Source organism: Brumicola pallidula DSM 14239 = ACAM 615 (assembly GCF_000428905.1).
In the GTDB taxonomy this organism is placed as follows: Bacteria; Pseudomonadota; Gammaproteobacteria; order Enterobacterales; family Alteromonadaceae; genus Glaciecola; species Glaciecola pallidula.
In genome coordinates this window covers 1-21,688 of record NZ_KE386814.1, presented here as the reverse complement: position 1 = coordinate 21,688, position 21,688 = coordinate 1, and the positions used below count along the sequence as shown (strand labels likewise).

At 40.7% G+C, this 21,688-nt stretch carries 15 protein-coding genes; 5 read left to right on the top strand and 10 right to left on the bottom strand.

What is annotated here, in order from left to right:
• Positions 1-86: 86 nt before the first annotated feature.
• Positions 87-1,511 (bottom strand): sodium:proton antiporter NhaD, encoded by a 1,425-nt coding sequence (gene nhaD / locus G399_RS0110975; protein WP_006009883.1) that lies wholly within the window; start codon positions 1,509-1,511, stop codon positions 87-89.
• A gap of 243 nt (positions 1,512-1,754) precedes the next feature.
• Between nhaD and G399_RS0110970 the strand changes: the two genes are divergently transcribed.
• The gene (locus G399_RS0110970) at positions 1,755-2,237 is read left to right on the top strand and encodes a hypothetical protein (RefSeq protein ID WP_006009884.1); all 483 of its coding nucleotides are present in this window, start codon (positions 1,755-1,757) and stop codon (positions 2,235-2,237) included.
• A gap of 20 nt (positions 2,238-2,257) precedes the next feature.
• On the opposite strand, the gene G399_RS0110965 is transcribed toward G399_RS0110970, so the two are convergent.
• From G399_RS0110965 to G399_RS0110950, 3 genes are all read right to left on the bottom strand, one after another.
• Positions 2,258-3,313 carry a CNNM domain-containing protein gene (locus tag G399_RS0110965; RefSeq protein ID WP_006009885.1) on the bottom strand — a complete coding sequence of 352 codons (1,056 nt, stop codon included), beginning with the start codon at positions 3,311-3,313 and terminating at the stop codon, positions 2,258-2,260.
• Positions 3,314-3,431: 118 nt separating this feature from the next.
• The gene (locus G399_RS0110960) at positions 3,432-3,632 is read right to left on the bottom strand and encodes a hypothetical protein (protein ID WP_006009886.1); all 201 of its coding nucleotides are present in this window, start codon (positions 3,630-3,632) and stop codon (positions 3,432-3,434) included.
• Positions 3,633-4,161: 529 nt separating this feature from the next.
• Complete coding sequence (locus G399_RS0110950) at positions 4,162-6,129, bottom strand: tetratricopeptide repeat-containing diguanylate cyclase (RefSeq protein ID WP_026843656.1); 1,968 nt, start codon at positions 6,127-6,129, stop codon at positions 4,162-4,164.
• A gap of 336 nt (positions 6,130-6,465) precedes the next feature.
• Between G399_RS0110950 and trhA the strand changes: the two genes are divergently transcribed.
• On the top strand, positions 6,466-7,155 hold the full coding sequence (gene trhA, locus G399_RS0110940) for a PAQR family membrane homeostasis protein TrhA (RefSeq protein WP_006009895.1): 690 nt from the start codon (positions 6,466-6,468) through the stop codon (positions 7,153-7,155).
• Here the strand turns inward: trhA and hrpB are convergent.
• On the bottom strand, positions 7,133-9,631 hold the full coding sequence (hrpB, locus tag G399_RS0110935) for an ATP-dependent helicase HrpB (protein ID WP_006009896.1): 2,499 nt from the start codon (positions 9,629-9,631) through the stop codon (positions 7,133-7,135). The two genes, trhA and hrpB, sit on opposite strands and share 23 nt — an antisense overlap.
• Before the next feature lie 168 nt (positions 9,632-9,799).
• Here hrpB and G399_RS0110930 point away from each other — a divergent pair, with 168 nt between their 5' ends.
• On the top strand, positions 9,800-10,387 hold the full coding sequence (locus G399_RS0110930; protein ID WP_006009898.1) for a GspH/FimT family pseudopilin: 588 nt from the start codon (positions 9,800-9,802) through the stop codon (positions 10,385-10,387).
• Between the two features lie 4 nt (positions 10,388-10,391).
• Here G399_RS0110930 and G399_RS0110925 read toward each other — a convergent pair whose 3' ends face one another.
• The 4 genes from G399_RS0110925 to iadA form a co-directional block, all read right to left on the bottom strand.
• The gene (locus tag G399_RS0110925; protein WP_006009900.1) at positions 10,392-12,110 is read right to left on the bottom strand and encodes a Mur ligase family protein; all 1,719 of its coding nucleotides are present in this window, start codon (positions 12,108-12,110) and stop codon (positions 10,392-10,394) included.
• 35 nt (positions 12,111-12,145) lie between these two features.
• A complete protein-coding gene (gene cphA / locus G399_RS0110920) occupies positions 12,146-14,965 on the bottom strand; it encodes a cyanophycin synthetase (RefSeq protein ID WP_006009903.1) in 2,820 nt (939 codons plus the stop codon).
• 243 nt (positions 14,966-15,208) lie between these two features.
• The gene (locus G399_RS0110915; RefSeq protein WP_006009905.1) at positions 15,209-16,027 is read right to left on the bottom strand and encodes a cyanophycinase; all 819 of its coding nucleotides are present in this window, start codon (positions 16,025-16,027) and stop codon (positions 15,209-15,211) included.
• Positions 16,028-16,032: 5 nt separating this feature from the next.
• Entirely contained in the window at positions 16,033-17,181 is a 1,149-nt protein-coding gene (iadA, locus tag G399_RS0110910; RefSeq protein ID WP_006009907.1) for a beta-aspartyl-peptidase, read from the bottom strand.
• Positions 17,182-17,563: 382 nt separating this feature from the next.
• On the opposite strand from iadA, the gene G399_RS0110905 reads away from it, so the two are divergent.
• Together G399_RS0110905 and G399_RS20630 are read left to right on the top strand one after the other, a co-directional pair.
• Positions 17,564-18,796 carry a YjgN family protein gene (locus tag G399_RS0110905; protein ID WP_006009909.1) on the top strand — a complete coding sequence of 411 codons (1,233 nt, stop codon included), beginning with the start codon at positions 17,564-17,566 and terminating at the stop codon, positions 18,794-18,796.
• Between the two features lie 71 nt (positions 18,797-18,867).
• Positions 18,868-20,010 (top strand): M48 family metallopeptidase, encoded by a 1,143-nt coding sequence (locus G399_RS20630; RefSeq protein ID WP_006009911.1) that lies wholly within the window; start codon positions 18,868-18,870, stop codon positions 20,008-20,010.
• Between the two features lie 505 nt (positions 20,011-20,515).
• On the opposite strand, the gene tuf is transcribed toward G399_RS20630, so the two are convergent.
• A partial coding sequence (tuf, locus tag G399_RS0110895; RefSeq protein ID WP_026843505.1) for an elongation factor Tu occupies positions 20,516-21,688 on the bottom strand: 1,173 nt, incomplete at its 5' end.

Below are 21,688 nucleotides of genomic sequence, written 5' to 3'. Positions count from 1 at the left end.
TAAAAGTAAGCGCCCAAGAATGTATAAATTCAGTGGGCTAGTTTGTCCAAGCAGCCATTTTTTGTATATTGCATAAGAGCGCAGCTTTAGCCATTCAAAAGCATATGAACGCCGATACTAGCGCCATAACCTAGCGCAATGGCAGGAGTCCATTTTAAATGACCAAAAAACGTATAATGACCGCGGGCTTGCCCCATTAATGCAACGCCCGCTGCGGAGCCAATAGAAAGCAGGCTTCCACCAACGCCAGCGGTCAGTGTTACTAACAACCATTGAACTTCGCTCATTTCAGGATTCATGGTGATCACCGCAAACATGACCGGAATATTATCCACAATAGCTGATAATATACCTACTAGGATGTTGGCATTTAATGCACCTAGCTGGCCATACATGAATTCAGATGTCATGCCTAAATAACCCATAAACCCTAAACCACCTACGGCTAAAATAACGCCATAAAAGAAGAACAATGTGTCCCATTCTGCTTGTGCAATTTTATTGAAGATATCAAATTTTCCATAACTACCATTTGGCGTTGAGCCCGGAGAAGCATCTGGGTCTTGGTCCCCATTTTGAGACTGTCGATTGAGGAAAAAAGCATACAACTTCAAATAGGCAAGACCTGTCATCATGCCAAATACTGGCGGTAGATGCAGCACTAAATGGAAGCTAATCGCGGTGACTATGGTGGCAAGAAACAAACCGACAATGACTAATCCACCTTGTTTTATCTTGAAAATTGGAGCATTAGTTTGCGTTACAGGCTTGCCAGGTGGAACGGCGAAACTAATAATAAAGGCAGGTATCAAAAAGTTGACTACAGAAGGGATAAATAGCTTAAAGAATGTCCAAAATTCAAGAATGCCCTTTTGCCAAACCATCAGTGTGGTTATATCACCAAAGGGACTAAAAGCACCACCCGCATTAGCCGCCACAACAATATTAATGCAAGCCAATCCGATGAATTTAGGTTGGTCTTTACCTACCGCCATAATAACTGCGCACATCACTAGTGCAGTTGTTAGATTGTCGGCAACTGGCGAAATGAAAAATGCCAGCACACCCGTTAACCAAAATAAGCTTTTGTAACTGAAGCCTTTGCTGACGAGCAAATCACGCAGGGCATCGAACACACCGCGCTCTAACATCGCGTTTACGTATGTCATTGCAACCAATAGGAAGAAAAACAACTCGGCATATTCCAAGAAGTTGTGTCGAATGGCTTGCTCTACAAGCAAATGATTGGGTTGTCCTAAGTAAGCTACAGCGATCAAAATCCAAATAATACCGGCAGCTAGCAACACTGGTTTCGATTTACGTAAGTGTAGCTTTTCCTCTAAGATGACAAAGACATAAGCAATGACAAAAATTGTAATTGCAATAAAACCATAGGCTGTCGCTGTTAAATCTAAAATGCTTGACTCAACAGCGTCCATTTGTTGCGACGCTTTCGCACAAAAACTCGAAAACAAAGATATTAATAGCACAGCACTCGCGCGGAAACTCATTACAAACTCCATTAGCATTAAAGGTTATTAGGATAGAGGAACAATCAAACTGGAATATAAGACCTTGGTCTAGCTAGGACAGGTATAATCAAACACTTCCCTATAATTAATTTTTAGCAGTGTGATTTTTATTTTTTTTCCTGTTTTTTATATATAAGAGAAAACAATATTGACTATCTGACGTATAGAATACATGTTTCAGGTTTCGTGCTAATATTTCACATTGCTTATGGAGGACGATAAATGTCTGATGAAAAATTTGTAGACCCTAGGTTGCAAGCGAAGGAAGGTATATTCCAACAATTGCACCTAAGTACCTTCGACACAATGGGTTATGCCCATGCGATTATTCAAGAAGTAAACGACAGTGGCAAAGATATTGACGAGGACAACGACAACTATCAACAGCTATTAAGGGATTATCTGGTAACCAAGAACATGGCACCGATCACTGGTTCTCCACTTGCATTACTTTGCACGCAAACTGACCACAATATTGAAAACTCAAAACAGGCTCACGCATCTATCTCACAGCTTTGCGCTGCGGCCACAAATACCCTTAATCATTGGCGTATATTAGCAGAAATTCCAGAGGACTTGTTAGATGTTGAAGAAGTGAGTAGTCAGCTAAAACAAAACTATGCAAATCACTTAGCGGCTTGGCACCAAGTTTTACAGGAGTTCGAACCTACCAACAAAACGGACAAGGTCAAAAACAATACTTGATCTTGTCTTATGTAGACAGATTATTTATCACTGTCTTTGGTCAAAAGGCGACGTTCACGTCTGCGCCACATCACTTTTGCAAGCTGTTTCATGCTTACGTTAGTGTCGCTTTCATCTACTATTTCGATACCTAAAAGGCTTTCGAGTAAATCCTCTAGCGTCAGCAAGCCCTCTAAGCCGCCATATTCGTCTACAACTAAGATCATATGAATGCGAGATTTCAAAAACTGATCGAATGTGCTGGATAATGGCATACTGCTTAAAACGGTGGGTAAGGAGTTACTCATTTCGCTAAGCTTCTTATCACCTTCGCCATTCGCTTTAGCCAATAGGATGTCGGACTTAATAACAAAGCCGCTTATATTTTCGCGATGGTCATCTTCGTAAATGGGGATACGAGAAAATTCAGTTGGTAATTTCTGTTTCATAAAGTCGTTGACTGACATTGATTCAGGGGCTGAAAATACGACCGTACGATGAGTCATCGCGTCTTTTACGTTTAACGCATGTAACTGTAATAAGTTCTTTAAAAAACGTGACTCTTGTTTGGCTAATTGCCCTTCTTGACCAGACAACTCCGCCATTGCCAATAACTCGCTTCGGCTTAAGCCTTTGAGCGGACTGTCTTCTTTAAATCCACGGGTTAATTTTTCAGACATTTTTACGAATGGATACAAAACAATAATTAAATATTTGAGAAAATGCGCCGTTGCTGGGGCTAATCGTCGCCAATAGGTTGCGCCGAGTGTTTTTGGAATAATCTCGGAAAAAACAAGGATCAGAAGGGTAAGCACTGCAGAAATAATCCCCAAATAGGCATCACCGAATACCGCAGCTGCTTGAGCACCAGCACCCGCAGCGCCCATTGTGTGTGCAACGGTGTTTAAGGTGAGTATTGCGGATAATGGTTTATTGATGTCGCTGGTTAATTTGCCCAGCAGTGTGCCGGAGGGCTTCCCGTCTTTTTCTAGTAACGAAATATACGCTTGCGAAACGCTAAGTATTACGGCTTCCGCAATTGAACATATAAACGAAAAACCAAGTGCAATGAGCACATATATAATAAGCAAAAGCATAAGACGAAGTCGTTCTCAACATACAAAAAAGTGATTGTAGCACTTAGCGCAGGCATGTCTCATTATTCTGCAAAGAATTTCGTGATTAAATCGAAATCACGCCCTGCAAATTTGCCGCTTAATGTCTGTGACGAGCCCGGATACTGAATACAAGCCAAAAAACACCTAATGCGCAAGTTACAATAACCGCACCTATATTAACGCTAGGAAGTCTATTCAGAATGTTGAAGTCGAAAAATTCAGAAATGATGGTTAGGTAAAACAACGCCAAACACAGCACTAACGCGCGAGTTAAATTGCGTGTTGTTAACAACGTCATGGTACTTGCTCCTAATACAGCTGCGCCAAGCTTTTGTGCTCAAGCTTATTATTATTTTTTAAATTATCTAGGTTACGCACAACTTGTTTGATATCAACCACTAGAAAGCCTGTATACCACCAGCTAAAATTGCGTATCACTGTTGTGAATATTTCTAGCCACATGTTATACCCAATAAGATTGACCTAATCAATACCTATGTATAAAAAAGTAGACGGTGAAAGCCAACAATATAAAAAGTTAATCTCTTACAGCGGCTATAGGCCCAAGTTGACGCTATTTGGCAACATAGCGGCTTGGTTAATCTCGATTGAAATAAATCAACTCAATTGTTCTGATTGTTAACAATCGATCCGTATGAGTAGTATTGAGTTTAAAGTCCTAGGATTTAAGCCCTTTGATAAGGCGACGATGAGTTATCGTGTTGGATTGCTTATAGACTGGGGAAGCTATGAATAAATAACAATCATCATAGTACTGTCATCGTTGGAGAAATAGAAAGGAGGGAAGTCGACGTCTTAAGTGCTAACTAACTGTCGATAGATACAGCAACAAACCTTAATTGATCTTTCCCCTCTTCTTTAGCTTCATAGGCTTTATTATCTGCTTTTTTAATAATGGTATCGAGTAACAGTTTTTGCTCATTTTCATCAAGTTGTTCTGGAACATAAGAAACCACAGAAGCGCCCATGCTTATGGTTATTGGTAGTACGATACTTTCGCCTTTATATTCACAGATATGATTTTTCAATGCTTGTTGCATTCGATAAAATATTATTGTTACTTCTTTTTCGCCTGCATTGGGTAATAGTATTATAAACTCTTCGCCGCCATACCGACCCATAACATCAGTTTCCCGCAGCGCACCGAGCATAATTGACGATAAGTTCTGAAGGACTTTGTCGCCTACATCATGTCCATATGTGTCGTTAACTGCCTTAAAGTTATCGACGTCTAAAATAGCAATTGTCATTGAATGTTTTTTGTTGACCTGATTGCTCAGCATAACTTTTGCTTGATGCATTGCATTTCTGCGATTTGGGCAGCCTGTCAAAAAATCAGTCATCGCTAAATGACTCATCTTTAGTTTCAAGTTACGCTCTCTCATATAGACATACACAAGTAACACAAGCATTACGATTGCACCAGAAATCACGGTCATTAAAAACCTATGCTTGCTTTGGTTTCTTTCTATAATAATCGATTTAAGTTTATTTTCTTGCTCTAAGCGCAGCGATTTCTCTTCGGCTAACTCAAGCTCGAAATTTAACATTAAGCGTTGTGCGTCTTGCATTTTTTTGGCTTCAAAGTCTTCCTCTTTCAATTTTGTTAATTGCTTTTGGTAAAGAAGAGCCTTATCAAAATTGTTGTTTTTCTCTTCAATAAGGAAGCTAGATTTAAATAATTCAATCGTCGGTTTAGCTTGGCTTTTAGCGATTGCTAGAATCGAATAAGCTTCTATTGTATTCTTTTTTGCCTCATCCCAGTTTCCTAAACTAATATGAAATTCAGCTTCGTAAGCGAGTGCTTCTATTATCCTCTGTGTATCATTGATTTTTTTATATGTGCCGATTGAACCATCTATAATTTTTATTGCTTCCGTACTCTTCCCAAGACCATGCTTGGCGCGGGAAATAATTTCGTTAGCAAAGGCAACAAATACATCACTTCCTACATCTTTTGCTTGTTGAGAAGCTAAAGTGGCTGTGTTGAGCGCTTGTTCCCACTCAAATAATTCCAACTGAGACAAAGCGATATTATGATTGTAAATAGTGATATCGAGAGGCTCTAATAAGTCACCTGCTTTATCAATACTTTTTTCATAGTATTTAATGGCATTTTTATAATCACCCAAAGTGAAGTATGTATGGCCTACATAGCTAAGTGTGGTAGATATTTTTTTGCGCTTATTTTCTTCACTCAAACTAGAGCTTTTTCCAAAGGTTTGCATAGCAAGCAGCAACATACTTACTCCGTCTTTATATTTACCAGTTCTTACATTTAACTGACCAGCACCCATAAATACGTGAGCCTTATTTACGTCAGTTACGTCATATAGTGAGAAGTAGGGCTGTAATTCTGCTATTAATTTTTTCGCATTGTCATATTTTTGCAACATTAAATATGCATTAATAGCAGAACGTAATAACCTAACGTAAATGTTAATATTTTCGTTAGTTTTATTAACATTTTCCAAGGGGATAAACGTTTTAAACAACGTTGTTATTTCTACATAACTTCCTACTTTTAACATTTCAACCAGAAGCGCCTCGTTGAATACAAGTGTGGCTATGTCATTTAGATCTTCTTTTATTTTTTCTTTATTGAGCAATGCTTCGTAGGCAGTTATTTTGTTTGCAGAAGACAAACTCGTATCATCTTTTATTAAATCGACCAATTGATTAGCTTTGGATTGTGATGAACTAATCTGAACGGAGAAAACGAGGGGCGAGATCAGACAGCTAACTAATAATGTAGTGAACAACACACGCTTCATATCATGTCTACCTTTAATCCATCTGTATGTTTATTAATAAAATGCAGTTCACGGCATAGCTTACTATCGGCATGTTACGTAAAGATATAAATAATCATTCACAAGTATAGCTGAAGATTTTTTATATGTTAATGAATAAACTGTGGATGAAGAAAACGTTGGCATATCAAAATCAATTGAAGCACAACAAACCCTAATGCCAAGTGGGCTTTTGGACGAAAGATTGCTGACCCTACATTTGACAAATTTACCAATTAACTTACACCTTTTAAACGCTATCGTTTCAGCGTACAATTGTAAGCTGAAATTAAATTAACACTCAAATAAGCCATTATCGTGAAGCAAACAGCAAGCCCACAAATGCATCAATACAGTAAGTTAGAAGAGCGTTTGAATGCGTTTACTCATTTTCTTGGCTTTGCGTTAGCAGCCTTGGGCCTTGGCGCGCTGCTGCTTAAAAGTAATGGCTTAATAGAAGTCATGTCATCTATTGTTTTTGGAAGCTCAATGGTGCTTTTGTTTGGGGCATCTACCTTGTATCACTCAGTCAGTAACCCAAGGTTAAAGCCCATACTAAAACGCGCCGACCACATTGCTATTTATTTGCTGATTGCCGGCACTTATTCACCGTTTTTAGTAGTTGCAATTGATGGTTGGGTGTCTACTGTGAGTATTATTACTATATGGGCCATAGCATTATTTGGGGTTGGTTTCAAAGCCATCTTTAAAGACAAATACCCGAAACTAGCTGTGACTACTTATGCTGTTATGGGTTGGTTAGCCTTGCTGATTATTGTACCCATTTACAATGCTGTTCCTTTAACCGGGTTCATATTTTTATTCTTAGGTGGTGTAGCGTATAGCTTGGGTATTCCATTCTATATGGCAAAACATAAACACTACACGCATGCTATATGGCATTTATTTGTGCTGCTGGGCGCAGCTTGCCACTTTTATGCAATCTACGCCTTTGTTATTGGGCAAACGGTCGTCGTTCAACTTCCTATTGCTGCATTCGCTTCTTGATAGTGGCAGTAGCAGGTGAATTGGCCGGGTCGTCTGGCCAAAAATGTCTCGGGTAACGGCCCTTCATTTCCTTCTGAATTTGCTTATAGCTCCCTTGCCAAAACCCAATCAGATCGTCCGTTGTTTGCAAGGGTCTTTGCGCGGGTGAAAGTAATTCACAAGTAATAGTTAGTTTGCCATTTAATAGTGTGGGATGCTGTTGCATGCCATATAGCTCTTGCATTCTCACAGACAATAGCGCTTTACCGTCCTCATTATAATCAATTCCAGCTTTTCTCCCTGTAGGAATAACGATACTTTCTGGTAGCAAGGAATCAAGCTTTTTGAGTTGCTGATAATCCATTTGTTGACTCAACAGCTGATAAAATGGCAGTTTAACAAATGCCTGCCACGTAGTTTTGCCACTCAAAAATGGCAACAGCCATTGATCGATATTCTGTCGCAATGCGGTATCAGAAAAATCCGGAAACGCATCGTTTTGCTCCGCTATATTTATTGCTGCATTCAACAAATTGACTCTTATGATTAATTGCTGTGTACGGGTATCAAAAGGTATCGCCGGTATTCCTTTTTTCAGTATTTGCTGCCTCCATACTTCAGTTAAAGACACCGGCGAAGGCTTAGGAAGTGGTTTTTTAGAAAATGAGATACTGCCAAAAAATTGTGATTCAAATGCGCTAATCCGTTGTTTCTCCTCATCCCATTGGACTATTTCTTTGTCGTCAAAAAATGCCAAAAAGTGAGCTTGCATCTGTTCAAATTTTATTGGCTCAGCATATCGAATAAGAGCGCTATCCTTCTGTTTGTCGGTCAACTGCATATGCCCGACGGCTAACCAACATTGGTTATTTTGTGACAACGATTGAGGTCCTAAATGTCGCAACAGTTCGTCATTAATACTCAACGTCGCGCCGCTACCATTAGCCAAACTAAAACGTCCTTCTGAGCGATGTTTTGCTATCCACTGAGGAAAACCAAAAGCCAGAACAATAGCGAGGTCTTGTAAAGGCCATTCAACTAATTGAATATTTTGCTTTCGGTGCCATTGCTTAATAAGTAACCATATGTTGTGTTGTTTATTTTTTAGCAAAAAGGTTAATCGGGGCGTCACTTCAACAGTTTGCGCTTGAGGTAATGGATCTTTACTTTCAAGCAGCGCAGCCAATGCGCAAGCCAGACTCTGATGAGCTAAACTCAATTGAGCACTCTTTAATAACATAATGCCAATGTTTGCATTACCGCCCAGCGCATGCACTTGGCGACCAAATTCGGTCACTTTATTACTTTTCTCAATAACGCCAAGACTCATTAGCTTCTCTTCACCTTGAGAGAGTTGTGCTAAATTCGGTTGGTCAATAAGCGCTAAGTCGGCAATCGGCGCGCCCCAAATAGCCGCTTCTAATACTAAGTCTGAAACATCAGATTGCAGTATTTCCGGCGTTGATTGTTGCGCGAGTCGACCATGCAATTCTTTTGACCATAAACGATAACAAGTGCCCGCCATAACTCGCCCTGCCCGGCCTGCTCTCTGGGTGGCCGAAGCTTGGGATATTTTTTGGCTTGTTAGTTGAGTAATACCTCTGCGTAAATCAAATATTGCCTTTTTTTCAATTCCGCTATCAATAACCACTTCAATTCCTTCAATGGTCAGGCTTGTTTCCGCAATGTTGGTCGCCAATACAATTTTTCTTTTGCCCTCTTTATTAGGCATTAATGCTGCTTGCTGATGTTGTTTATTGAGGTCTGAAAACAGCGGTAGAACAACACAATCTGGTAGCTTTCGAGAGAGAACTTCAGCCGCCTTTCTAATTTCAGATGCGCCGGGTAAAAAAACTAGAAAGTCTTTGTCATGGCACCTAAAGGTTTGAATTAGCAGTTCACATACCCTATCAACAACTGGCATTCTTGAATTTGAAGCAACGTACTTAATATCGACAGGATAACTTGTGCCTTTTGACTCTAATAGCTTTGCAGCAGGCATTATTTTAGTAATTGCCTGTGCATTTAATGTGGCTGACATAACTAATATTCGCAGATCATCACGCAACGCTTGCTGAACTTCTAGGCTTAATGCTAATGAAAAGTCAGCATGAATACTGCGCTCATGAAACTCATCAAAGATAATAAGCGCAACTCCTGGAAGCTCAGGACTCGCCTGCAACATGCGCGTAAGAATACCTTCAGTAACAATTTCTAAGCGGCTGTTGGCACTTGTTATATTTTCACCACGCACCCGGTAGCCAATTGTTTTACCTACCTTTTCACCCAATTGTTCAGACAGATAGTAGGCAATGTTTCGCGCTGCAATACGTCGAGGTTGCAGCATAATAATTTTACTATGTTGAAAAGCCGGTTGCTGTAACAAAAACAGTGGCAGCGCTGTTGACTTTCCGGCTCCCGGTGGCGCAACAACAATAGCGTTGCCATCTGCCAGTTGCAGCGCGAGTGCGTTAAGTATTTCCTGTATGGGAAGCAATTGAGTTTCAGTTCCTAAATGAGGTAAAAGCGTTATGCAAACAACGTTCTTGGGTGATTATCCAGCATCTCTGAATAATAGCAAAAACGGTCACCAGGTTCAGTAGCAATTACTTTTTATCAAATTACAATTAATGTAAATAAAATATAAGCAAAGGAATGCTAAAATATGAGTCATCGACAAGCTAAAACAAATCAAAGAAGCAAACTACAATTGCGGTTTAAGGGCACAACACTTGTAGAATTGATGGTTGTTGTTGGTATTTTAGCAATAGTAGGGACACTTGGGGTGCCTAGTTTCTTGTCGATTATTACCAAGGCTAGAATTACCTCTGAAACTAATCAGTTAAATAGCCTAATTCGCTTTGCACGCTTTAAGGCAATTGAGCAAGAGCAACTGACCTTATTGTGTCCCACTAGCGATTACAGTCATTGCGATAAGAACTGGAATGAACCCAAAATTGTCTTCATTGACAGTAATAACAATAATGAAAGAGACCCTCAGGAGCCTATGCTGATGAGCATGCCAAAAAGTCATGATAGTAATCGACTTTACAGTCGCAAAAAGGCTATCAAATTTTATGAAAGTGGGATCACTGCAAGCCCAGCGAGCGTGCGTATCTGCCCTGCCTCAAACGACGCTAAATACGCCAGATTACTAACAGTGAGTTTGCAGGGGAAGATAAAACTCAGCAGTGACAAAAATAACGATGGTATTCATGAAAATAGCGCTGGTATCGCATTATCCTGTTTATAAAACTTTATTTACCTGTGAGCAGCGTCTGCACTTTCTCTCGATCATCTAAAACAAATAATAAAACTAGGTCTCCAACAACAGCGCGGTCCATTATTTTCCTAGTGCCATCTAAGGGATCACTAGCGAGTATAATGTCTTCTTCTACAATACCGGTTGTAAGTAAATGTTCTTTAACTAAAAAAGAAATTTCATTTGGCTCTCGTCCTCTAAGATATTTGTTAATCTCAGCTAAAACATAAGTATTAGGGCGTAAAGCACTTACTGCTTTAGCAACGTCAAGCATATCTTTATCAGAACGATCACCTGCATGGCTAAACATGACGTGCTTAGCCTTAGCTGGCATACTTGACGCCATATTGACGACCGCTTGCATGCTATGACTGTTATGCGCGAAATCAACGATAACCGTAATGCCGTTAACTTCATATATGTTGCCACGTCCAGGATTATCGCTTGCATCGCTACTAAAATTCATTAGTCCAGAAAGAACATCATCATTACAAATCCCCAGCGCCTTGGTTAATCCAATTACACCCAAAGCGTTCTGTATATTGTGCTTTGCAGTGCCATTTACCGTCATCGGAATATCGCTGACAGCAGCAATAATGACTTGCTCACTGTCGCTGTATACAAGCTCATTATTTTGTACAAACACACAGGGATGATGTTGACTCAATGCTTGTAGTATTTGAGGGTTATGTTCATTTTCACTAAACCAACAAATAGGAACATGCAGCTTTTCAGACTCTTTTACTAGCAACACGTCATCTGCATTTAACACAAGCATGCCTTTGGTAAAGTCATTCCCTTGTGGGATAGCTTTTGAAACCATACTTTTAACCGTTGCTATCTCCTCAACTGTATTTATACCGTATTGCCCTAGATGATCACTAGCAACATTAGTAATCAAAGCGACATTTGCGAATTGAACAGGTAAACCACGTCTCAGCAAACCGCCTCGAGCAACTTCTAAAAATGCAATTTCAGTACGTTTATCTCTGAGTACAAGTCTTGCACCACCTGGGCCTGAATAATCGCCGTCATCAATAATCGTGTCTCCCACTTTGATAAAATCAGTCGAGGTTACACCTGCACTTAAGGATGCTGCTTTTGCAATTCCGGCGGCTAAGCGAACACTCGTCGACTTCCCATTAGTTCCTGTGATTAAGGCTAATGGAATAGTAGAATATTGCTGCCAGCTAACACTTTGAGGATCTGGGAATGCATCAATAGGCCATGTATCAGATTTGGCTCCCATACCAAGGCTAATTTCATCATCGTCAACCAAACAAACTACATCGTGAGCTTGAGCTTGCCGCATTAATTCAAGTAATTGTGGGTGTCTCTCGTCAACAATCGTTTCTTTCAGCGCTGCCAAACGAGGCAACATTGAAATGCTGCATTCACTATTGTCGCCTACAGACAACTCGGCAACACATAAGTCCCAAGCAAGTTCAATTAAGTCGCATGCACTATACAGTAAATCCATAGGCGCAGAAATCGACATACTTGCGCCTCCTTTATAATGTCTGTCATAGTAGTTAGAAGGCCATGTATACTCACTACCCAAACTAACCTGGCAGTGATAAAGATGCTTTTGCCAACAATCAATAACAACTTGCGCCTCGACGTTATCAAAAAACACATCTATTATCGCACCGGGTTCATTAGATAATAAATTAGGACCGGTCAACCTTCTCACCTCATCAAGTTCAAAAGCCATCAGTATCACCACTCATTATCTTACTTATACGCAATTTAATCAGCGTCTTCTTCTCTGTCAACAACAATATGAACACCGCGCTCATCTTGTACAATTCGGCTACCTTCTTGTAATTCAAATTTGTGCTCAATAGGTTCATATAATTTTTCGGGGAAGTCACTCGATGGTCTATCCATATCGCTTACAGGGTGCTCAGATACATTATTAAAGTGTACGATCTGTTTCCAGCAACGGGTAATGTTATCGCCTAAAATAATGAGTAAATCACCCGGAGTACAACTGACTAAAGCAGCTTCAACCGCATCAGCTTCACTTGGTATTACCTGAATATCTTTCGCATCAACACCGTTAGCTTCTAAGGTTTGCTTGAGTAACATTGGCACTTCATCATGTCCTCGCCCACGACGATCATCGTCAGCTTTGCAAACAAAACTGTCGAAAGTAGAAGCAACAATTTTAGCTGCCTCTATGATATCTTCATCTCGTCTATCGCCCGGCATAGCCAATACGAGTCTGCGCTTCCCTTTCACACCTAAACGCCCGGCTAAATCGGTAATTGTTTTAATTGCTGCGGGGTTGTGCGCATAATCTAAAATTACCTTGAACGGGTGTTCATCAAAGATATTGAGTCGACCCGGTGCTTGATAGAATGACGTATTGAATATTCTCAAGCCTTGGCGAATATTTTCTAATGAAGTATCAAAGCTATATGCCATCGCCGTTGCGAACATTGCATTTTGCACGTTATGCATTGCTTTGCCTTCAATCGTTGCTGGTATCAAATGCGTCCATAACAAAGGAATGTGAGCCCCATTATCATAGATTGTGATCATCTCGCCATTAATACCTTTTTCTAATACAACCGCCATCCCGCCTTGACGAATATGCTCACGCACCAGTCCATGACCAGAATCGATGGTGACATAACAAATTTGTTTGGCTTCGCAAAACTCTGCCATTTCTAGACAATGGATATCATCTGCGTTAAGTACAACGCAGTCTTGGGCGACTTCAACAACAACCCGTTTAATTTGTGCTAATTGCTCTAAGGTATCGATGCCTCGTTGACCTAAATGATCGGCTGAAATATTTAAACAAGCACCAACGTTACACGTGCTATAACCTAAGCCGCGTTTAACGATACCACCACGCGCAGTTTCCATAATGGCAAAATCGACACTGGGGTCACGCAATACAATTTGGGCCGCGGTCGGGCCAGTCATATCGCCCTTTACTGTAAGATGCCCATCAATATAGACACCATCAGTTGAGGTCATACCGGTGGTAAATCCAGCACTTTTCATGATGCTTGCTAACATTCTGGACGTGGTGGTTTTACCGTTGGTTCCGGTAATAGCGGCAACAGGAATTCTTGCATTGGTGCCAGCCGGAAATAACATATCCATTACTTTACCAGCCACATCTCTTGGTTTACCCTCGCTGGGTGCAACATGCATTCTAAAACCTGGTGCGGCATTGCACTCACAAATACCACCACCAATTTCTTTGTACGATTTGCTAATGTCATCGGTTAAAAAATCAACGCCACCGATATCAAGACCAATGGCACGAATCGCACGCACGGCCATTTCGCGGTTATCTGGGTGCACAATGTCGGTCACATCGATTGCAGTGCCCCCTGTCGACAAATTTGCAGTCGAGCGGAGATAAAACGTATGGTCTTTCTCAAGTACCGTGTCTTTATCATAATCGGCTTCTTCCATGAGCCGAAGCGCTTGCTTATCTAATTCCAGTCTAGTTAGCACTTTTTCGTGCCCTACTCCGCGACGTGGGTCTTTATTCACAATATCAATTAGCTGCTCAATAGTATGCATACCGTCACCAATAACATGCCCGGGAACTCGTTTGGCGACTGCAACTAACTCATTATTAACAACCAACATTCTGTGATCATAGCCGGTGATGAAACTTTCGACCAATACCGCTCTGCTTGTGCCATGCTGCTGCGCTTCAGCAAACGCAGCTATAACGTCGTCATCTGTCCTCAAGTTAATACTAACCCCGCGACCATGGTTCGCATTTAATGGTTTTAGTACAACTGGAAAGCCTATACGCTGAGCAGCCTTCACCGCTTGCTTATCGCTATAAATCATCATTTGTTGTGGTACGGGCAAGCCTAAATCATTGAGTAGATTGTGGGTATCTTCCTTATCACATGAAATTTCAACTGCGATGTGTTTTGTTTCGCTGGTAATCGTCGCTTGAATTCGCTGTTGATACTTACCCTGACCAAATTGCACTAAGCTGTAGTTATTCAAGCGTAACCAAGGTATGTCACGTTCCTCGGCAGCCGCCACTAAAGAGGCGGTACTTGGGCCAAACTCTTTACGCTGCGCCATTTTAATAAAGTCATTTAGTTCATCGCCAAAATTAAAATCTGGTTCAATTTTGGCGGTAATCGACTTTTGTATAGCAGGGGGCATTAAATGTGTTAGCAGTTTTAAACCCAAAGCTCCAGCTTCTGAGCCTACGTCTTTTTGTTGATATTGATAAACAACATAATAACAGCCTTTTTCTTTCAAGCTTCTTGTGCGCCCAAAGGACACTGAGGACCCTGCTAAGTTTTGCAATTCTATTGCTACGTGTTCCCAAATATGACCAATCCACGTTCCTTCATCTTCAACTAGTCTTCTTAAGAAGCCACCTTCTTCACCATAAGAACAACCGTGCTTTTGCAAGGAGGGTAAAGCTGCGATGAGACCATTAATAAAGTCTTCACCTAATTTGACCGAAGGCCAATTTTCTAATTCACCAATGTCAATTTGATAGCAAATGACCGGAAAGTTAGCATAGACATTTGGGCCGACGTAAACGTTTTTACTTAGAATTTTCATGGTTACAGATCCCTTAGTGCGACTTTTTTTATTAATTAACGACAGCAATGAAACAAGCAGTTAATTCAGTATTTGAACCTTTTGTATAATCTCAATAATCTATAGGCATGAACGGGTCAATTAAACTGTTATTATTAGTGATCTAAACTACATAAAAAAGGCAGCTTACGCTACCTTTTGAAGTGTTTTATTTTATCCTCCTCAACATCAGAATTAGCAAGCAAAGAATACTTATTTTGATGCTCAACTTACGTAAGCTTTTCGGTTTGAAATGTCAAACCTAGCACCAGTTGCTAAAATATGTAATTTAACATTTAGTAATGTGAGGGCGTCTCCGGTGCGAGCTTCTGCCATAGATGAATATTCAATATCGCTAGGATCAACGACGGTAATAGCACCGCTACCGACAACCGTAAACACGTTGTTATGGTCAATAAATGCGGCGGTATTTTCGTCCAATCCAACCCCAATCAAAAACGGATTATAACTAACAGCTGAAAGTAGTCGAGCAAGTCTGTTGCGTTCATTGAAATGCTGATCGACCACGACAGTATTAATTAACCCCATACCCGGCGCTAAGTTAACACCGCCTTCGGTCGGCACAGTACCTGTGCTACCACCAGTAATCATGTGCTGCGAGACGATAGCAGCACCTGCAGAAGTGCCTGCATAATGAACACCTTGGGCGTTTAATTGGCGAATTGTCTTTGCGATAGGTGTGCCACCTAAAATAGTGGATAACCTAAGTTGGTTGCCACCAGTAACAAATATACCGGTACTTTTCCCCAAGGTTTGTACGTATTCAGGATTTTGCGCATCACTGCGTTCAATAATTGGCAACGAATAGGTTTTTTTTACACCTATTTCTTCGAAAATTTTCTGATACCGTGAACCCGTATCGTCAAGCTGTGAAGCTGTTGGAATGATGGTAATTACCGCATCTTTACCTCCACTAAGCTCAATAAACTTGGCCAAAATTTCGGGGTTATCTAGTTTTTCTTCTGCACCGCCAATCGGAATTACATATCCTCTTTGGGTGCCATCTATAGTTGGAGAGGGCATAATATTTACTCGAAAGTGCCTTTTTTGACTTGTTGTTTATATTTAACATGCCAATGACCCATCGCCATAACATGCTCAATCCGATTTTGCTTATTCAATATTATAATATCTGCATCAGCCCCCTCTTTAATACGGCCTTTATGATGAAAATTCATCAAAGTGGCAACATTTTTGGTAAAAAAGGGTAAAAACTTTTCAACCGCTTGGTCATCATCTACTAGCTTATAGAAGATATCCGTCATCGATTGGGACTCAGCGAAGTCCATTTTCTTCAAACTACCATCAGAATGAAAATCGGGTAAGCATCCGCCGCCGTCCGAACTAATGGTTAATTTATCTTGTGGCAAATCTTGTTGCATATAGCGCAGCAAAGCTTCACCTGGCTCGAAGCCAACATCGCCAGTTTCAAAAGCAGTAACATCAACCCAACAGCCTCTTTTTGCTAGATCACAGGCTTCTTCAAATAGGAAACGCTGGCGATTAATATGCGTTGGATTATACGTCCTAGGCGGAATTTCGGCTGAATCTAAAGCCTCTCTAACCAAACTTAAGCCGCGTTCGCCGTCGCCTAAATGCAAGTGCAGCATACCTGCTTTACCGGTCATCAAGCGTGCCACGTGAGCTTCAGATGCAACTTTTAACAATTCATTCAATGTTGGCTGACTTGAACGATGATCGCTAATAGCTAACTCTCCGACACCAATAATCGGTTCAATGAAAACAATATCCGATTTCACCGACCCGGTTAAGGTTGTTGCCGGTAAATGATAACCACCGGTGTAGCAATAAGCTGAAAAACCTTCTTCTCTTAACGCATAAACTTGGGCAACCAACGACTCAGTACTACGAGTTAAATCATCTGTACCCAGCAAACCAACGGCGGTGGTTACGCCCGCCCGCGTAAACTTGCTTAATGGCACTGCCGGCACTCTTGTAGAAAACCCGGCTTCACCACCACCACCCGTAATATGCGTATGGCCATCAATAAAACCGGGCATCACAATGCAGCCCTCAGCATCAACAATGTTATGCTCAAGGTTAAGTTCGGGTAAAATGTCACCCACATAAACTATTTTATTTTCTGCAATAAGAATATGCTTCAAGCCCAAATTTTCAGGTGCATAAACGTCAGCATTCTTTATTATTGTGATCAAAACCGAAACACTCTTTTTATATGTTGAAACAGCCTTACGATTCTATAGGTTACCCGACAAAACACATAACCATTTTTAGTATATTTCACTTTTAATTAGGCTAACGGATAAAAAATCAAACTATACAAAATCAAAATAGCAAATCGCGGAGCTGCACAATACACAAATCTGTAAGGCTTGAATTTATAATGAGTGCTATTCCACTATCAAATTAGGCAGAAATCTAGGTAAATCTTTGGGATAAAAACGAATACTTATATTTAGCTTCTCTATGACTACACTTTCCTGTAGTTTAAATTTACCAGGTATCTTGATCAGCAATGATTGCAACCTCGTATCGTGAGTAGATAGCCAAAATTGGCACCAAAAATAGGGATGTTAAATGTCAGATACCAATAATCCGTTTTCAGCGGATAGTAGTCCAGAGTTCAATTACTCATACTACACGCTAGATGAAATGCTAGAAGCTTACGAATCTATTGATAAAGAGGCTTTTCCGGATCGTGCGGAAGCACTGCGAAAACTTATACTTTTGCGCCAACCAGCCATCTCGAGTATTAATCACGAAAAAGAAGAAATACTCTCCAGTGGCAAGATTAAGTTTCATGGCAACGGAACAGAATACTTTGCAATTTGGATAGTTAATTTATTGCTTTCTATTGTTACCTTAGGCATTTACTCAGCTTGGGCGACAGTGCGAACTCATCGTTACTTTTATTCTAATACAGAAATTGCTGGTCACCGCCTATCTTACCTAGCTGAACCAATGCAAATTTTGCGAGGGCGTATTATTGCAGTTCTGTTACTCGCAAGTTATCTGATTATATCCAATTTCAGTCCCATTGCAGGCGTCATCGTTATTCTTCTTATCGCTTTATTAACGCCATTTATTATTTGTTTAGGTGTGCGCTTTAGAATGCGTATGATGGCATATAGAAATGTTCGTTTTAATTTTAAAATGCGCTTTGGTAGGGCATTTTTTATATTTTTAATTTTACCGATTATGGCTATATTTACTCTCTATCTAGCAATGCCGTGGGTGTTGAAAAAAATAGATGAATTTTTATATGAGAATATGGAATACGGTAACAAAAAGTTTAAACCCGAATTAGCTGCTAGCGAATATTATGTTGCAGCTATTATTGCAAGCGCAATCGCTATAGTTGGTATGCTCATTATTGGAATTAGTTTTGCAACCGGCGTTGGTATTGGAGGGTTTGATCTTGAATCAATGTCTGCAGGATACATTTTCACTCTGTTTTTGCTTACTCTTATGTATATTTTAATCATCGTTGCAGCAACGTCATACTACAAAGCGCATATTAGAAACCATGTGTATAACAATACTAAAATTGAAGCTGTTGCGAATTTTGAATCTAACGTTAAGTTCGTTCCGCTTATGCTGTTAAACGCAACCAATTATCTAATGTTAATATTTACACTTGGTCTAGCAATACCTTGGGTTAAAGTGCGAAACGCGCGCTTTTATGCTGAAGCAACAAATGTCAATGTATTAGTCGGGATCAATCATGTGGTAGCCCAAAGCGGTAACCAAGACAGTGCTGTTGCTGACGAAGTTATTGGTGCCTTTGATATTGATATTTCTATCGGGTAATGACGAAGCACCAGCCTAGTGCTTTAACTAGTACACGGAGCTGCTGACAACTCGCTTAAAGGATTAACGTAATGCTTGTAGCACAAGGAAAGTTATTCGCCGGTAGTGGAGCTAACTACCAAATCGTTAAGGTAAAACTGCATGCGAGTGGAATACTTTGTTACACCGACGCTAGTGATGACATAGTTGAATATAAGCACGAAGAGCTAATTATTTCGGATAAGTTAGGAACGATTCCTCGTGAAATTATATTACCTAATAAAACCCTCTTAGTTATGAATTCAGAGCCCTTCCTAGATAGTTGGTTAAGTGCTGGTAAAAAAGATGTCAGCAAATGGGAGAAGTCTGCTAAAGCAGTTATTGGCAGTATAGTTGCGATACCCGTTACGCTATACTTTATTTTTGCGGTTGTTATTCCTCAAATGGCGGTGGTATTTGCGCCATATATTCCTGATGTATTTGTCGAGTTGTCGTCTAGGCATACTATGACGGCAATGGATAAAACAGTTCTCAATCCGAGTGAGGCTGATTTAGAAAAAATCACCGCACTTGAAAGTCAATGGTATTCATTATTGGCAAACATGGATTTAGACTCCGAAAAGTACAATATTCTTTTTAGACACACTAAAATGATGGGACCCAATGCTTTCGCACTCCCCAACGGTACCATTGTATTTACTGATCAGCTTCTTGAGTTAGTCGATTATGATGAAGAAATTCTAACGGCTATATTTATGCATGAAATTGGGCATGTTGAAAATCATCATTCAATGCGACTTATTTCTCAGACCTTAGCAACCTCAATTGCCATAACTTATATATTTGGTGATGTTAGTGGTTTTTTTGATTTTTTTGCAAGTGTATCAAATACCATAGCAACGAATCAGTTCACCCAAAAGCTCGAATGGGAAGCAGATGAGTTTGCTCTTGAGCAACTAAGGGCCACAGGCGCTGAACCAGTGTCTTTTGCACGAGGGATGAAGAAATTTGCTGAATATGCGGATAGCGAAAATAGCCTAATTGCAGAAGATCTTGAGAAAATATTAAGCTCACACCCGTTAACCAAAGAACGTATTGCAAACGCACTCGAATTTGCGGGAGTTTCAGAGTCGGCGTTCGCTGACATGGAAGTCGAAATACAAAAAAACAAAGACGCTCTGAAAGCTCAAAGCGAAACAGAGTTTGAACAATTAAAAACGGATTTACCAAAGTAGGCCTCACTCTAAAGTCAAACTCTCACTTTGCTTAATTTGATTTTCCTCATCGACGACCGCTGTCGAACTCCATCCTTTCAGGTTGTCTCATCAGCCATCGCTGTCGGCCTTTCATGTTCCGCAAGTTATATACAGAAGGCTTCTGTATATAACTTACTAGATTAGCGCGCTGGGTTTGCTAGGAGGTTGATTATGCTCGTTGCTGCATCGATATTTGGTGTTAGATTGATGGTTGATTGTTGATTGTTGATTGTTCGTGAATGCTAAATCGCCGTGCTTAACCTCGGCCCACACGCCACACGTGCGTGGTAAGCAGTAAAAGGAGGGGAAGGAGCGTCTTAACCTACACAAACCTTCTAATGGCAGGGATGCCATTAGCGAGCGGCCAAGGAAGGCGAACAGCGCGTTTGTGTGGGTGAAGACGCTCCCTCCCCTCCTTTTACTGCTTTTCCTTAAGTAAAAAAAAGGCGCTCAATGAGCGCCTTTTTTAGGATTTAATGCGGTATTACGCAACAATCTTTGATACAACACCAGCACCTACTGTGCGGCCACCTTCACGGATTGCGAAGCGTAAACCTTCGTCCATCGCGATAGGAGCAATGAGTTCAACTTCAAACTTCAAGTTGTCACCTGGCATAACCATCTCTACGCCTTCAGGAAGCTCTACAGCACCTGTGACGTCAGTTGTACGGAAGTAAAACTGTGGACGATAGCCTTTGAAAAATGGAGTATGACGGCCGCCTTCATCTTTGCTTAGGATATATACTTCAGCTTCGAACTTAGTATGTGGATTGATTGAACCAGGCTTCGCTAATACTTGACCACGTTCTACGTCTTCACGCTTAGTACCACGTAATAGAACACCGACGTTCTCGCCAGCACGACCTTCGTCTAACAGCTTACGGAACATTTCGACGCCCGTACACGTTGTTTTAACGGTGTCTTTAATACCAACGATTTCTACTTCTTCGCCGACTTTAACAATACCTTGCTCAACACGACCAGTAACAACTGTACCACGGCCTGATATTGAGAATACATCTTCGATTGGAAGAATGAACGGCTTATCAACATCGCGCTTTGGCTCTGGAATATAGCTATCCAGTGCTTCAGCTAGCTCAAGAATTTTCGCTTCCCATACTGGGTCGCCTTCAAGTGCTTTAAGTGCTGAACCTTGAATTACCGGTAAATCATCACCTGGGAATTCGTATTCTGTTAACAACTCACGAACTTCCATTTCTACTAGTTCTAGTAATTCTTCGTCATCAACCATGTCACATTTATTCATGAAAACGATCATGTAAGGAATACCCACTTGGCGACCTAACAAGATGTGCTCACGGGTTTGTGGCATAGGGCCGTCCGTTGCCGCAACAACTAATATACCGCCATCCATTTGCGCAGCACCGGTGATCATGTTTTTAATATAATCGGCGTGACCAGGGCAATCTACGTGTGCATAGTGACGTGCAGGTGTATCATATTCTACGTGTGATGTAGAAATTGTGATACCGCGTTCACGCTCTTCTGGTGCATTATCGATTTGGTCAAATGCTTGAGCGCTACCGCCGTAAGTCTTTGCTAATACCGACGTGATTGCCGCTGTAAGAGTTGTTTTACCGTGGTCAACGTGGCCGATAGTACCAACGTTTACGTGTGGTTTATTACGTTCAAACTT